This window comes from Prauserella sediminis (assembly GCF_014195435.1).
Lineage (GTDB): Bacteria > Actinomycetota > Actinomycetes > Mycobacteriales > Pseudonocardiaceae > Prauserella > Prauserella salsuginis.
Map to the genome: position 1 here is coordinate 2,957,677 of NZ_JACIBS010000001.1, position 13,307 is coordinate 2,970,983.

A 13,307-nucleotide genomic window follows, 5' to 3' on the forward strand; every position below is an offset into this window, starting at 1 on the left:
TCCGCGCGGCCGCATAGGATTCAGATATGACCGAGCAGCAGGCGATGACACCCGCGGCCGAGCGGGTGCTCGAGGTCGTGGAGCAACTGTTCTACGACAAGGGGATCCACGCGGTCGGCGTGGACATGATCGCTGCCGAGGCCGGGGTCACGAAGAAGACGCTCTACGACAGGTTCGGTTCGAAGGACGCCATCGTCCGGCTCTATCTCGAACGCAGGGACGCTCGGTGGCGCGACCACGTGACCGCGATCGTCGAACAACCCGGCAGGTTCGGTCCCCGGCGGCGAGTGTTGCTGATGTTCGATGCCCTGGAATCGTGGATGGCCGCGGAGAATCCGCGTGGCTGCGCGTTCGTCAACGCGCTGGCCGAGCTGCCCGATCCGGATCATCCCGCGCGCCCGGCGATCGCCGACGAGAAACAGTGGGTGCTGGACTACCTGCGGCAGCTCGTGCGTGACACGGGCGCGCGCAACCCGCGCAAGCTCGCGGCGTCCCTGTTCATGCTGTTCGAAGGTGCCGCGGTGGCGGCTTCGCTGGACGTCGTCGCCGGGGCGGTGGCCGGCGCCAGGGACGCGGCACGGCAGCTGCTCGACGCCGCCCTGTGAGCCGCCTCGGTGTCAGTCGAGGCGTGCCTGCACGCCGTCGAGGATGACTTCGAGGCCGAAGGTGAAGTTGTGCTCCGGGTCCGTGGCGGCCTGGAACTCCGTGCCGACCGTCGCGCCGACCCGGCCGGACACGGGGAGGTTCTCGCCCCGCATCACCTGATCCAGCACGGGCGAGACGGTGTCCCACCACTCGACATCGGTCATGCCGGTGTTCTCCCGCACGTGCTGTGCGTGCGTGCGGGCCGAATCCGCGACGTGTCCGAGGATCAGCGCCAGCACGCTGTCCATTTCCACGTCGGACAGTCCGATTCCGTCGAGCGGGCGCAGTTCGGCCTCGTATTTGCCGACGACGCCGGGGCCGAGGTCCGGCCGGGGTGAGCGCACCTCGAGCAGCCACGGGTGCCGCTCGTACAGCTCCCAGTTGCGGCGTGCGACGAACCGCATCGCCTCGCGCCAGTTCCCCGCCTCGGTGGGCGCCGTGACGTCGTCGTACAGCTCGCCGTAGGCCGCGTCCGTCATCAGCGCGGTGAGGTCCTCCTTGCCGGGGACGTAGCCGTACAGCGACATCGCGCCCACGCCCAGATGCTCGGCGACCTTGCGCATCGACACCGCGGCCAGTCCGTGGGCGTCGGCGAGCTCGGTGCCCGCCTCCACGATCGCGGGGACGGTGAGCCCCGAGCGGCCGGGTTTCGGGTGGTGTCCCCACAGCAGATAGATGCTGCGCGTCAGGTCGGCGACCGGCGTTCCTCTGGCCACGTCGGGTTCCTTCCGGCTGGCGTTTGCCTTTCGTCGGCAACCTACCGTACGGTGTTACGTACGCTGTACGGTAAGCCGTACGAAAATCTGGAGGGGTAGATGTCGGAACATGCGCGTACACCCGCCGTCGAGGCGGTCGGTGTGCGCAAGGCGTATCCCGGTGCCGCGGCACCTGCACTCGACGGCCTCGACCTCACGGTCGACCGCGGAACCGTGCACGGACTGCTGGGCCACAACGGCGCGGGTAAGACCACCGCGATCCGGATCATGACGACGCTGCTGGAACACGACTCGGGAAGCATGCGCGTGGCCGGGCACGACGTGCGTACCGACGGCCGTGCCGTGCGGGCCCGGATCGGTCTGGTCGGCCAGTACTCCGCCGTCGACGAGGATCTCACCGGAAGGCAGAACCTCGTCATGTTCGGCAAGCTCGGCCGGTTGTTGGGAGCCGGAGCAGCCCGCAGGGCCGACGAGCTGTTGGAGCGGTTCGGACTGGCCGATGCCGCGGGCAAACGGCTGGCTGCCTACTCGGGCGGGATGCGCCGCAAACTCGACCTCGCGGCTGCCCTGCTCGTGGCACCGGAGGTGCTGTTCGTCGACGAGCCCACCACCGGACTCGACCCGGCCGCCAGGCGGGACGTGTGGGACGCGGTACGGCACCTCTCGTCCCGTGGCACGACGGTGCTGCTCACCACCCAGTATCTGGAGGAGGCCGACCGGCTCGCCGACCACATCTCTCTCGTCGCCAACGGCAGGGTGGTCGCCGAGGGCACGCCGGCTGTGCTGAAGGCCCGCGTCGGAGACGACCGGCTCGAACTGGCCCCGGCCGTGCACGCCGATGCCGACCGGGTCGCCGTCCTCGTGCGCCCGTTCGCGAGCGGTGAGGCCCACGTCGTCGGCGGAAGGGTGAGCGTGCCGGTCACCGACCGCGGCCGTGCGCTGGCGGACGTCGTCGGCGCCGTACGGGATGCCGGGATCGACCTCGCCGACGTCGCGATCCGCACACCCACGCTCGACGACGCGTTCCTCGAACTGACCGGTTCCGGCGCGGAAGGGAAGGTGCTCGCATGACGACGACCTCGACGGCGTCCCCGACAGGGGATGGGTTGCGCCAAGGACTCGCCGACGTCGCGACGATGAGCCTGCGGGAGCTGCAGCACTGGCGTAACCGACCCGGCGTCATCGTGTTCGGCTGGCTGTTCCCGGTACTCGTGCTGGCGATGTTCGTCGGACTGCTCGGCGGGGCGCTCGGCCAGGCGACCGGCGGGTCCTATGTGGACTTCGTGATGCCGGGAATGCTCGCCGTGACGATGTTCTTCGGACTGGATTCCACGATGACGGCCGTGTCGCTCGACGCGTCCCGCGGTGTGACCGAGCGGTTCCGCTCGCTGCCGGTGTCCGGCGCGGCCGTGCTCACCGGGCGGTGCGCGGCCGATCTGCTGAACTCCATGGTCGGACTGGCCGTGGTCGTCGTCGCCGGGCTGCTGTTCGGCTGGCGTCCCGAAGCCGGCCTTCCCGCGTGGGCCGCCGTGGTGGGACTGCTGGTGTTGCTGCGGCTGGCGATGCTGTGGATCGGCATGTTCGTCGGCCTGCGGGTGCGCAGTCAGGAGGCCGTGAGTGCGGTGCAGGTCGCCGTGTGGCCGCTGCTGATGCTGTCCGGCGTGTTCGTCGACACCGCCACGATGCCGCGCTGGCTCGGCGTGGTCGCCGAGGTCAACCCGCTCACCGGCACCGTCGCCGCGGTGCGTGACCTGCTCGGCGCTCCCGGCGCGGGAAGTTCGTGGGTCGGCAGCGCCGCGCCGTGGCCGGCCGTGATCTGGCCCGTCCTGCTGACGGCGGTCTTCCTGCCGCTGGCCGCGGGAACCTGGCGACGGCTCCGCCGCTGACGCAGAGGTGAGGCCGCCTCGACCGGGCGGCCCCACCCCGGGCATCACTTCCCGCCGCGTGCCATGCCGAGCACGTCGAGGGCCTCGTCGAGCTGGGTCTCGGTGAGCTTGCCCTGCTCGATGTAGCCGCGTTCGATCACGACCTCACGGATCGTCTTCAGTTCCTTGAGGGCCTGCTTGGCCACGGCGGCCGCCTCCTCGTAGCCGATGTAGGCGTTCAGCGGCGTCACGATCGACGGCGACCCCTCGGCGTATGCCTGCGTGCGCTCGGTGTTGACGGTCAGGCCCGCGAAGACCTTGTCGGCCAGCAGCCGCGCCACGGCCGACAGCAGTCGCGCGGACTCCAGCACGTTGCGCGCGATCACCGGCAGGTTCACGTTCAGCTGGAAGTTCCCCTGCGAGCCGGCGAAGGAGACGGCCGCATCGTTGCCGATCACCTGCGCCACCACCTGCAGGGTCGCCTCCGGGATGACCGGGTTGACCTTGCCGGGCATGATCGACGATCCCGGCTGCAGATCCGGCAGCGCCAGCTCGGACAGGCCCGTGCGCGGCCCGGAGCCGAGCCAGCGGAGGTCGTTGGCGATCTTGTTCAGCGACACGGCAACGGTCCGCAGCTGCCCGGAGGTCTCGACCACGCCGTCCTGCGAGGCTTGTGCCTCGAAATGATCGCGCGCCTCGACGAGCGGCAGGTCGGTCACCTTGGCGAGTTCGTCGGCGACGGCCGAGCCGAACCCGGAGGGAGCGTTGAGCCCCGAGCCGACAGCGGTGCCGCCGATGGGCAGTTCGCCCAGCCGCGGCAGACCACTGCGCAGGCGCTCGATTCCGAACCGGACCTGCGAGGCCCACGCCCCGGCTTCCTGGCCGAGCGTGATCGGCACGGCGTCCATCAGGTGGGTGCGCCCCGACTTCACGACGTCGGACCACTCGGCCGCGCGCTGCTCGATCGTCGTGGCCAGGTGTTCCAGCGCCGGGACGACGTCGGTGAGCACTGCCTCGGTCGCGGCGACGTGAATGGTGGTCGGGAACGTGTCGTTCGACGACTGCGAGGCGTTGACGTCGTCGTTCGGGTGCACGTCGCGACCGAGGGCGCGCGAGGCGAGCGTGGCGATGACCTCGTTGGCGTTCATGTTCGACGACGTGCCCGAACCGGTCTGGAACACGTCGATGGGGAAGTGGTCGTCGTGCCGGCCCTCGGCGACCTCGTCTGCCGCGCTCGCGATGGCCGCCGCCGTCTCTGCGTCCAGCACCCCGAGGCGGGCGTTCACCCGGGCGCACGCCGCTTTGAGGAGCCCCAGCGCCCTGATCTGCGCGCGTTCCAGCGTTCCGCCGGAGATCGGGAAGTTCTCCACCGCCCGCTGCGTTTGTGCGCGGTACAGGGCCTCGGCCGGGACCCTGACCTCGCCCATCGTGTCGTGTTCGATCCGGAATTCCTGCTCTGCCATGTCCCCAGTCTGCTCCCACAGCGGCCGGACGTGCCCGGTGTCGTCGGGCACGTCGCCGGGACGGGGACGTGACAGGCGGTGTGTCTGCGGTGGCGCACGGGAGTCGGGCCCGCGGGTGTCGCAAGGAATGTAGCGGCGATCACAACACCGGTGTCACGCTATTACGATCAAGGGAGCGCTTCAGCCATCAACGGCGGAAAGGGCGGTGCGCCCCATGGCCGAACCGACGGAGAACCCCGAACCGACCAACTCCCCGGAACCGACGGAGACCACCGATGTCGACGTGCTGATCGTCGGTGCGGGCCCGACCGGGCTGTTCGCGGCCTACTACGCAGGGTTCCGCGGACTGTCCGCGGCGATCGTCGACTCCCTGCCCGAAGCCGGCGGTCAGGTCACGGCCATGTACCCGGAGAAGATGATCTACGACGTGGCCGGGTTTCCCGGGGTCCGCGGGCGTGACCTCGTGAAAGGCCTCGTCGAGCAGGCGAACCAGTGGAATCCGCGGTATCTGCTCGGCCGCAAGGCGCACACCCTCGACGACGACGGTCAGTGGCTGACGATGACCCTCGACGGCGAGGCGGGTGCGGAAACCGTGCGTGCCAGGGCCGTGCTCATCACGGCGGGCATCGGCGAGTTCACCCCACGCCCGCTGCCTGCGGGCGACGGCTGGCTCGGCAACGGCATGGTGCACTTCGTCCCCGCGCTCGACGAACACGCGGGAAAGGACGTCGTGGTCGTCGGCGGCGGTGACTCGGCGTTCGACTGGGTGCTGGCGTTGCACCCGGTCGCCCGCAGTGTGACGCTCGTGCACCGCAGAGCCAAGTTCCGCGCGGCGGAGTCGATCATCCGGGAGGCGCGCGAGGCCGGGATCAGGATCATCACCGACGCCGAGGTCGTCGAACTGCGCGCCGGTGCCGACGGTGTGCTCGCCGAGGTGTCACTCGAGATCAAGGACCCGGACACCAAGGAGATCCGGCCGGAAGTGCTGCCCGCCCAGACGGTCGTCGCGGCTCTCGGCTTCACCGCCGATCTCGGGCCGATCGAGGACTGGGGACTGGGGATCCACCAGCGTGCGATCAGCGTGGACTCGACCATGACGACGGCGCGCCCGAGGATCTACGCCGCGGGCGACGTCGCCGCCTATCCGGGCAAGGTCAAGCTCATCGCGACGGGTTTCGGCGAGGCGGCCACCGCGATCAACAACATCGCCGTCGAACTCGACCCGTCCGCCCACCTCTTCCCTGGCCACTCCAGCGGCTGACCGCTCAGCCTGCGGTCGTCTCCTCGATCCACCCCGTGTACGCCGGAGCCGACGTGTAGATCGACGGGCCGCTGCCGCAGACCGGATCGTTGTTACCCGCGCGGCTCGACACGCCCACCAGCCGCCACCGCTCGCCCGAACGCACCACCTGTGGCCCGCCCGAGTCGCCGTAACAGGCACCTGCGCCGTCCGGGTTGCCCGTGCACACCTCGGACGCCGGGTCGAATCCGGCGGCACACCGCTCGCCGTCGACGATCTGCGTGTCGACCTGCTGCAGCTTCACCGGAGCGTCGCCGCACCCGTTCTCGGGGCAGGTCTGGCCCCAGCCGAGCAGCCTGGTCGGCGTGCCCGGATCGGTCGACGTGGCCTCGCCGGGAGGCGTGTCGCCGTCGGGCGTGGCGATGTCGATGGGCTGGGCCGACACGGGCTCGCTCAGCCGGATCAGTGCGATGTCGCCCGTCGACCCCGGGTACTCGAACGACGGGTGGACGACGACCTCCGCGGCTTCGGCGAGCTCGCCGCCCGCGGTCCGGTCATTACTGCCGATACGCGCCGTCAACGGCCCCGAATCCTGATCCGCGCCGCCCTGACCGGTCGGTCCCTGGACGCAGTGTGCGGCGGTGACCAGCCACGTGGGCCGCACCAGCGCCGCACCGCAGCCGTGCTCGCCCTGCTCCTGCAGTGACGCCATGAACGGATACGTCCGGTCGGCGGGCGCACCACCCACCAGGTCGGGCTGCACGGACGCCGGTGCCGGCGCCGCCTGCCGGTCCGGTGCGGCTTCGGCAACCGCGGCCGACGCCGTGGGCGCCACGACACCGGCCAGGCAGGCAGCGGCCGCCGCGGCGGCGGCCGCGCAGCGGGAGAGCCGGCCCCGCATCAGGGGAGCGGCGGGACGGTGGTGTCACCGTCGGCGTCCGGGGCGCCGTCGAAGTCGACCGTCGAGAACGTACGCAGCTTGTTCAACCGGTGGTAGCCGTCGATCAGCCGCACGGTGCCGGACTTCGACCGCATCACGATCGACTCGGTCGTCGCGCCGCCCGCGCGGTAGTGCACGCCGCGCAGCAGGTCGCCGTCGGTGATGCCGGTCGCGCAGAAGAACACGTTGTCGCCGCGCACCAGGTCGTCGGTGGTCAGCACCCGGTCCAGGTCGTGGCCCGCGTCGACGGCCTGCTGCCGCTCGGTCTCGTCCTGCGGCCACAGCCTGCCCTGCAGCTCGCCGCCGAGGCACTTGAGCGCGGCCGCGGCGATGATGCCCTCCGGGGTACCGCCGATGCCGAGCAACATGTCGACACCCGTGGTCGACCGTGCCGCCGCGATCGCGCCCGCGACGTCACCGTCACTGATGAAGCGGATGCGGGCGCCCGCCTCGCGGACCTCCTTGACGATCGACTCGTGCCGGGGCCGGTCGAGGATGCACACCGTGACGTCCGAAACGCTGCTCTGCTTGGCCTTCGCCACGCGCCGGATGTTCTCCGCGATCGGCGCGGAGAGGTCGACGACCCCCGCGGCCTCCGGGCCGACGGCCATCTTCTCCATGTAGAACACCGCCGACGGGTCGAACATCGCTCCCCGCTCGGCCACCGCGAGCACGGCCAGCGCGTTCGGCATGCCCTTGCTCATCAGCGTCGTGCCGTCGATCGGATCCACCGCGACGTCACACTGCGGGCCGTCGCCGTTGCCGACCTCCTCGCCGTTGAACAGCATGGGCGCCTCGTCCTTCTCGCCCTCACCGATCACGACCACGCCGGACATCGACACGGTGCCGATGAGCTGGCGCATGGCGTCGACCGCCGCGCCGTCCCCACCGTTCTTGTCGCCCTTGCCGACCCAGCGGCCCGCCGCCATCGCCGCAGCCTCGGTGACCCGGACGAGCTCCATGGCGAGGTTGCGATCGGGCGTCTCGCCCCGTCTCGGCGTGCTGTTGGTCATGCTGCCTCCCGAGGTGGGTGTCGCGTGATTACGCGCTCGACGAAGATCGGCGCGGACACTGCTTACAGTCTGCGCGAGCCTGCGTTCATGGAGTTGTCGCGGACGTCACGGTGGGTGTCACTCCGGTGAGCCACCGCCCGAGCCACCCGCGGCGTCGCCCGCGTCGGAATCGTCCTCAACCGTAGCCAGCGCGGCTTCGATCCGCTCGCGGGCGCCGGCGAGATGGGTTTCGCACAGGCGCGCCAGCTTCTCGCCGCGTTCCCACAACGCCAGCGACTGTTCGAGGGACAACCCGCCCGCCTCGAGCTCACGCACCACCTCGACCAACTGGTCACGGGCCTCTTCGTAGCCCAGGCCGGACAGGTCGTCGGGGGCGCTGTCGGGGGTGTCGCCACCGGATTCGCTCACGTCGCGGTTCGCCTCACGTCTCGGATGCGTGCCTGCTGGACACCGTGCCCGCGTGGGGCCGGGTCCGGGCGCACACTATCGCGTGGTCGCCGAGATCGCGCCGTCGGTGACCCGCACCCGCAGTTCGGTGCCCTCGGTGACCTCGTCGACCGACCGCAGCACCTTCAGCTGCCCGTCGGGGTCGACGTACTGCACCACGGCGTACCCGCGTTCGAGCGTCGCCGACGGGCCGAGCGCGGTCAGCCGGGCCCGCGCGGCGGTCAGGGCGCTCTGCTCGTGTGTCAGCGTGGTCATCACCGCCCGGCGGGCGCGTTCGACGTGCATGGCGGCGTCGGCCTCCCTGCGCTCGACCGGACCGAGCGGATCGGCCAGACAGGGACGGCTGCGCAGCTGGTCGAGCTGCCTGCGCTGGCCGTCGACCCAGCCGTGCAGCGCCCGGCGAGCGCGGTCGCGCAGCTGGTGCACCCGCGCGGTCTCCTCCCCGACGTCGGGCACGATCGTCTTCGCCGCGCCCGTCGGCGTCGAGCAGCGCACGTCCGCCACGTTGTCCAGCAGCGGCGAGTCCGGCTCGTGGCCGATGGCGCTGACGACGGGCGTGCCCGCCGCGGCGACCGCCCGGCACAGCGTCTCGTCCGAGAACGGCAACAGGTCCTCGACGCTGCCGCCGCCGCGGGCGATCACGATGACGTCGACCTCGGGGTTGGCGTCGAGGTCCGACAGGGCCTGCACGACCTGCGGCACGGCCTTCGCCCCCTGCACCGCCGTGTTGACGACGTGGAACTTCACGGCCGGCCAGCGGTTCTGCGCGTTGGCCAGCACGTCGTGTTCCGCCGCTGAGGCACGGCCCGTGATCAGGCCGATGCCGCGCGGCAGGAACGGCAGCGGGCGCTTCCGTTCCTGCGCGAACAGGCCTTCCGCGGCGAGGAGTTTGCGGAGTCGCTCGATCCGCGCAAGCAGCTCGCCGATGCCCACCGCGCGGATCTCGCTCGCCCGCAGACTCAGCGTGCCGCGGCCCAGCCAGAACGACGGCCGCGCATGCACGACCACACTCGCGCCCTCGCGCAGCGGCGGATCGATCGAACGCAGCATCCGCTGTTGGCACGTCACCGACATGGACACGTCGGCGGCCGGATCGCGCAGCGTCAGGAACGCCGTCTGGGTGCCGGGGCGGGCCGAGATCTGCGTGATCTGCCCTTCGACCCACACCGAACCGAGGCGGTGGATCCAGTCGGCGATCTTCCGCGCGACCGTGCGGACCGGCCACGGGTTCTCGGCCGTCGACGGCTGCGCGCCTGCGTTCTGGGCACCGTCCTGGGCACCCCGCGCGTCGGTGCTCACGACGTGGTGGTCTCGCCGGTCGCGGCGTCGTCCGTGCCGTCACCGGCTCCGCCGTCGGAGGAGCCCTCGGCCGCGCTGTCGGCCGCGGCCTCCGACTCGGCCCTGACGTTGGCGATCCGGCGGGTCAGCATGCCCGTGAACGACGGCCGGTTCTCGTGGTCGCGCTCGTAGTCGAGGAGCTGCTGCAGCTCCTCGGAGGAGAACGAGCGCAGCCGGGAACGCAGCTCGGGCAGGCTGAGAGCGTCGTAGTCGTCCACTCCTGCGGGACCCGCCGTTGCCGACGGCGCCGACGTCGAACCCGTGACCACGCTGCTGCCGAGAGGGGCGCCGGAAGCGGTGGGACCGGCAGCGGTGGCCGCGTCCGCACCGCCGGCCGTCGTGGTCCCGCCGGTGGGTGCTGCGTCCGTTACCGGTGCCGCGATCCGCGGGTCGGTGCTGTCGAATTCCCCGTCCTCGTGTGCCTCGCCGAGGGCCTGCGATTCGGCGTCCCACGGGTCGTCGAACGTGGCCGCCGCTCCAGGTGCTTCGGCCCCGCGCTGGGCCTCGGACCCGTGTTGTGCTCCGGACCCGGGTTGCGCCTCGGCCTGCGCGGCCGCGGGGTCGTCGTCCTCGTCGAACGTCGCCCAGTTGGGTTCGTCGTCGACTCCGCGGAACGCCGCGAGCGCGTCATCGCCCTTGATCGCGAGCTCGGTGACGTGCTGCTGCACCCGCATCGAGGTCTGCAGCACCTGGCTCGCGACCGTCACCGGCAGCTCGGTGAGGTGTTTCGGCAGGTCACGAACCGTGTCGGCGGTCGAAGCGGCGAGGCCGGCCGCGACCCGCACCGGGAACGGGAAATGCTTCATGCGCCAAGACTGCCGCACGCGGCTCCGCGTGCCCAGCCCCACCCCGTTACCCGTCCGCACGCGCGGGGCCACCGCCCGCACCGCACAGCCGCGGCACCGCACGCGGCGATGTGGCGGTGCGGGCACCGCCACATCGCTCGCGCGATGACGGCCCTTCCCTGCGATCCGTACCCTGGGAGCCATGAGTGCAGCCAGCCCCAGCGGCGACCAGAACGGCAAGCGTGTGCTGCTCGCGAAGCCGCGCGGGTACTGCGCCGGTGTCGACCGTGCAGTGATCACGGTCGAGAAGGCGCTCGAGATGTACGGCCCGCCCGTCTACGTCCGCAAGGAGATCGTCCACAACCGCCATGTCGTGGACACGCTGCGGGAACGGGGCGTGATCTTCGTCGACGAGACCACCGAGGTCCCCGAGGGTGCGCTCGTCGTGTTCTCGGCGCACGGGGTCTCGCCTGCGGTGCACGCCGAGGCCGAGAAGCGGAACCTGCGCACGATCGACGCGACGTGCCCACTCGTGACGAAGGTGCACAAGGAGGTCAACCGGTTCGCCCGGGACGACTACGACATCATGCTGATCGGCCACCACGGCCACGAGGAGGTCGAAGGCACCTCCGGTGAGGCGCCCGAGAACGTCCAGCTCGTCGACACCCCCGAGGACGTGGCGCAGGTACAGGTGCGCGACCCGGAGAAGGTCGTGTGGCTCTCCCAGACGACGCTGAGCGTCGACGAGACGATGCAGCGCGTGGACCAGCTCCGCGAACGCTTCCCCGGGATCGCCGACCCGCCGAGCGACGACATCTGTTACGCCACGTCGAACCGCCAGGTGGCGGTCAAGGCGATGGCGGCCGAATGCGACCTCGTGCTGGTGGTGGGCTCGCGCAACTCGTCGAACTCGCAGCGGCTCGTCGAAGTGGCGCTGCAGGCGGGTGCGAGCGACGCGCACCTGATCGACTACGCCAGTGAGGTCGACCCTGCGTGGCTCGAGGGCGTCACGACCGTCGGGGTGACCAGCGGTGCCTCCGTGCCCGACGTGCTCGTGATGGAGCTGCTGGACGACCTCGCCGGACGCGGCTGGGAGGACGTGCAGGAGGTCACCACGGCCAACGAGAAGATCTCGTTCGCGCTGCCCCGCGAGCTGCGTTCGGACAAGGAGACGCGCAGCAGCGTGCGCTGATCCCCGCCGGCCTCGGCACCGCGCCGGTGCACGCCGGGCGGCGGACGATCCGGGTGCGGCCGTGACTCGGACCTTCGGCCGCGAGGCCTTGCCGCAGGACGGGGCCCGCCACCGAACGAACAGCCCTGGCCGGGGCAGCGGACAACAGCGCTCGAACGGTGGCTTTCGGACAGCGGCTTCCGAATCGCGGTTTCCGAATAGTGGCTTTCGAACAGCGATGAGGCCGCCCCTCCCCGGTGCGGGGAGGGGCGGCCTCATGTGTGTCCACTGCGGTCGTCACGGCGTCCACTGCGGTCGGTGCGACCCCGCTCGTAGCGGCACCGGTTGTCATGGCGCCAGTTGTTGCGGCGGCCGGTCGTCGCGTTGTCGGCCGGGTGGTGTGGACCCGGGTACCGCGTGGATCAGTCCTCGGCGTCCCAGGGGCGCCGACGTGGCTGGTCCCGGCCGGGCCGGTCGCCACGCGGTGGTTCGGACCCACGGGGACGCTTGGGTCGCTGTGGAGGCTCCGGTCGCTCGCCCCGCGGCGGCCGCTGCGGACGCTTGGGGCCGGGGATCGCGTCGGGCCATTCGTCGATGCGCCGTTTGCGTTCCGCGGCGTCGGGCGGCGTTCGTGGCGGCCGGGCGGGCCGTCGGTCCGGAGGTGGCGTGCGCGGTCCACGGTCGGGTTCGGCGGACCTGGGCCTGCGCGGCGGGGGAGCGTCCTCCGGTCCACGCGGGCCGCGGCCGCCGTCGGCGGGACGGGGCCTACGTGGCGGTTCGCCGCGTCCGTCCTGGGCATCCGGCCGGTCCTCTGGCGGGCGAGGCGTGCGGCGGCGCCCGGACGTGCCGGCATCGTCGGCAGGACCCCGGCCGCCGGCCACGCCCGCGGCCTCGGCAGCTGCCGTGGCGTCGGCCGGGCCTGGGGTCTTGCTCTTCGCCGGGCGCTTCTCCTTCGGGGCGGGCCCGCTATCACCGGTGTCGTCGGCACGACTGCGCTTCGACGTGTCCTTGAGCGGCCGGTCGGGATCGCGTTCGCGGTAGATGCGCAGCACCCCGAGGCCGACCGTCAGTGCCGTCGCGATCGCCATCACCGGAAAGTTGTTGATCAGCGGCGTGCTGATCGCCAGCACATCGGCGAGGGTGTCGTTGCTTTCCGGCAGCGACGTGTCGGTCAGCACGACCAATGGCACGGTGGCGGCCATGACCAGCGGTGGCTGGACCATCGGCCCGAACAGGTTGCGTCGGCGCACCCCGGCGACAGCGGCGAGCACGCCCGCGACGTAGATCAACTGGAACGGCAGGCCGAGCCCGTCGCTCACCTGCATGCTCAGTACCGCACCCGCGATCGCCGTGACCAGGGCGAGCAGCACAGCTCCCCACCAGGGCAGACCGCGCCGGGCACCGAACGCGAGACGTTCGTCCCACGGGACGGGCTCGTCCTCGTTCGCGGCGTCAGGATCGCTGCGGCGATCTCGTGTGGCGGTCACAGGGCAACACCGTAGCCGGTAGATCGGCCACGACTGTTAAGGATCCTCGACGTTCGTTGCACCGGGTGGTCGGACGACCTTCTGTCCGGTGACGTCCCCCACAGTCGCCGGGCGTCGTGTGAAGACGGCATGAACCCGTGACGCGCGGCTCGGGCGATTCGTCGGAGTATCGGTTCGGTCACAGCCTCCCGTCATGT

Annotated in this window: 13 protein-coding genes; 5 read left to right on the forward strand and 8 right to left on the reverse strand. The window is 71.2% G+C overall.

Annotation, left to right across the window (positions count from 1 at the left end; genetic code table 11):
- Window positions 1–26: 26 nt before the first annotated feature.
- A complete protein-coding gene (locus FB384_RS13470) occupies window positions 27–605 on the forward strand; it encodes a TetR/AcrR family transcriptional regulator (RefSeq protein WP_183783171.1) in 579 nt (192 codons plus the stop codon).
- A gap of 12 nt (window positions 606–617) precedes the next feature.
- On the opposite strand, the gene FB384_RS13475 is transcribed toward FB384_RS13470, so the two are convergent.
- Window positions 618–1,361 carry a TetR/AcrR family transcriptional regulator gene (locus FB384_RS13475; protein ID WP_183783173.1) on the reverse strand — a complete coding sequence of 248 codons (744 nt, stop codon included), beginning with the start codon at window positions 1,359–1,361 and terminating at the stop codon, window positions 618–620.
- Window positions 1,362–1,460: 99 nt separating this feature from the next.
- On the opposite strand from FB384_RS13475, the gene FB384_RS13480 reads away from it, so the two are divergent.
- Both FB384_RS13480 and FB384_RS13485 read left to right on the forward strand, forming a co-directional pair.
- Window positions 1,461–2,432: an ATP-binding cassette domain-containing protein gene (locus FB384_RS13480; protein WP_183783175.1), complete on the forward strand. Its 972-nt coding sequence runs from the start codon at window positions 1,461–1,463 to the stop codon at window positions 2,430–2,432.
- Window positions 2,429–3,247 carry an ABC transporter permease gene (locus FB384_RS13485; protein WP_183783176.1) on the forward strand — a complete coding sequence of 273 codons (819 nt, stop codon included), beginning with the start codon at window positions 2,429–2,431 and terminating at the stop codon, window positions 3,245–3,247. The genes FB384_RS13480 and FB384_RS13485 overlap by 4 nt, the downstream gene beginning before the upstream one ends.
- 44 nt (window positions 3,248–3,291) lie before the next feature.
- On the opposite strand, the gene FB384_RS13490 is transcribed toward FB384_RS13485, so the two are convergent.
- Window positions 3,292–4,689, reverse strand: coding sequence for a class II fumarate hydratase (locus FB384_RS13490; RefSeq protein ID WP_183783178.1), 1,398 nt, complete (start codon window positions 4,687–4,689; stop codon window positions 3,292–3,294).
- 214 nt (window positions 4,690–4,903) lie between these two features.
- On the opposite strand from FB384_RS13490, the gene FB384_RS13495 reads away from it, so the two are divergent.
- Window positions 4,904–5,950 carry an NAD(P)/FAD-dependent oxidoreductase gene (locus FB384_RS13495; RefSeq protein WP_183783180.1) on the forward strand — a complete coding sequence of 349 codons (1,047 nt, stop codon included), beginning with the start codon at window positions 4,904–4,906 and terminating at the stop codon, window positions 5,948–5,950.
- Window positions 5,951–5,954: 4 nt separating this feature from the next.
- Here the strand turns inward: FB384_RS13495 and FB384_RS13500 are convergent, their stop codons facing one another.
- From FB384_RS13500 to FB384_RS13520, 5 genes are all read right to left on the reverse strand, one after another.
- Window positions 5,955–6,830: a S1 family peptidase gene (locus tag FB384_RS13500; protein WP_183783182.1), complete on the reverse strand. Its 876-nt coding sequence runs from the start codon at window positions 6,828–6,830 to the stop codon at window positions 5,955–5,957.
- Window positions 6,830–7,882, reverse strand: a complete 1,053-nt coding sequence (glpX, locus tag FB384_RS13505) for a class II fructose-bisphosphatase (RefSeq protein WP_183783184.1) — start codon at window positions 7,880–7,882, stop codon at window positions 6,830–6,832. Before glpX ends, FB384_RS13500 begins: the two co-directional genes overlap by 1 nt.
- A gap of 117 nt (window positions 7,883–7,999) precedes the next feature.
- Complete coding sequence (locus tag FB384_RS13510; protein WP_183783186.1) at window positions 8,000–8,290, reverse strand: exodeoxyribonuclease VII small subunit; 291 nt, start codon at window positions 8,288–8,290, stop codon at window positions 8,000–8,002.
- Window positions 8,291–8,365: 75 nt separating this feature from the next.
- Window positions 8,366–9,628, reverse strand: coding sequence for an exodeoxyribonuclease VII large subunit (xseA, locus tag FB384_RS13515; protein WP_183783188.1), 1,263 nt, complete (start codon window positions 9,626–9,628; stop codon window positions 8,366–8,368).
- Entirely contained in the window at window positions 9,625–10,473 is an 849-nt protein-coding gene (locus FB384_RS13520) for a lipid droplet-associated protein (protein WP_183783190.1), read from the reverse strand. Before FB384_RS13520 ends, xseA begins: the two co-directional genes overlap by 4 nt.
- Before the next feature lie 181 nt (window positions 10,474–10,654).
- On the opposite strand from FB384_RS13520, the gene FB384_RS13525 reads away from it, so the two are divergent.
- Window positions 10,655–11,644, forward strand: a complete 990-nt coding sequence (locus tag FB384_RS13525) for a 4-hydroxy-3-methylbut-2-enyl diphosphate reductase (protein ID WP_183783192.1) — start codon at window positions 10,655–10,657, stop codon at window positions 11,642–11,644.
- Window positions 11,645–12,045: 401 nt separating this feature from the next.
- Here FB384_RS13525 and FB384_RS13530 read toward each other — a convergent pair whose 3' ends face one another.
- Window positions 12,046–13,110, reverse strand: a complete 1,065-nt coding sequence (locus tag FB384_RS13530) for a DUF6542 domain-containing protein (protein WP_183783194.1) — start codon at window positions 13,108–13,110, stop codon at window positions 12,046–12,048.
- Window positions 13,111–13,307: the final 197 nt, after the last annotated feature.

Bases quoted from the DNA above. Each gene is read 5' to 3' on its own strand.
- FB384_RS13470 (WP_183783171.1), top strand. From the start codon at position 27: ATGACCGAGCAGCAGGCGATGACACCCGCGGCCGAGCGGGTGCTCGAG.
- FB384_RS13480 (WP_183783175.1), top strand. From the start codon at position 1,461: ATGTCGGAACATGCGCGTACACCCGCCGTCGAGGCGGTCGGTGTGCGC.
- FB384_RS13485 (WP_183783176.1), top strand. From the start codon at position 2,429: ATGACGACGACCTCGACGGCGTCCCCGACAGGGGATGGGTTGCGCCAA.
- FB384_RS13490 (WP_183783178.1), bottom strand. From the start codon at position 4,689: ATGGCAGAGCAGGAATTCCGGATCGAACACGACACGATGGGCGAGGTC.
- FB384_RS13495 (WP_183783180.1), top strand. From the start codon at position 4,904: ATGGCCGAACCGACGGAGAACCCCGAACCGACCAACTCCCCGGAACCG.
- FB384_RS13500 (WP_183783182.1), bottom strand. From the start codon at position 6,830: ATGCGGGGCCGGCTCTCCCGCTGCGCGGCCGCCGCCGCGGCGGCCGCT.
- glpX (WP_183783184.1), bottom strand. From the start codon at position 7,882: ATGACCAACAGCACGCCGAGACGGGGCGAGACGCCCGATCGCAACCTC.
- FB384_RS13520 (WP_183783190.1), bottom strand. From the start codon at position 10,473: ATGAAGCATTTCCCGTTCCCGGTGCGGGTCGCGGCCGGCCTCGCCGCT.
- FB384_RS13525 (WP_183783192.1), top strand. From the start codon at position 10,655: ATGAGTGCAGCCAGCCCCAGCGGCGACCAGAACGGCAAGCGTGTGCTG.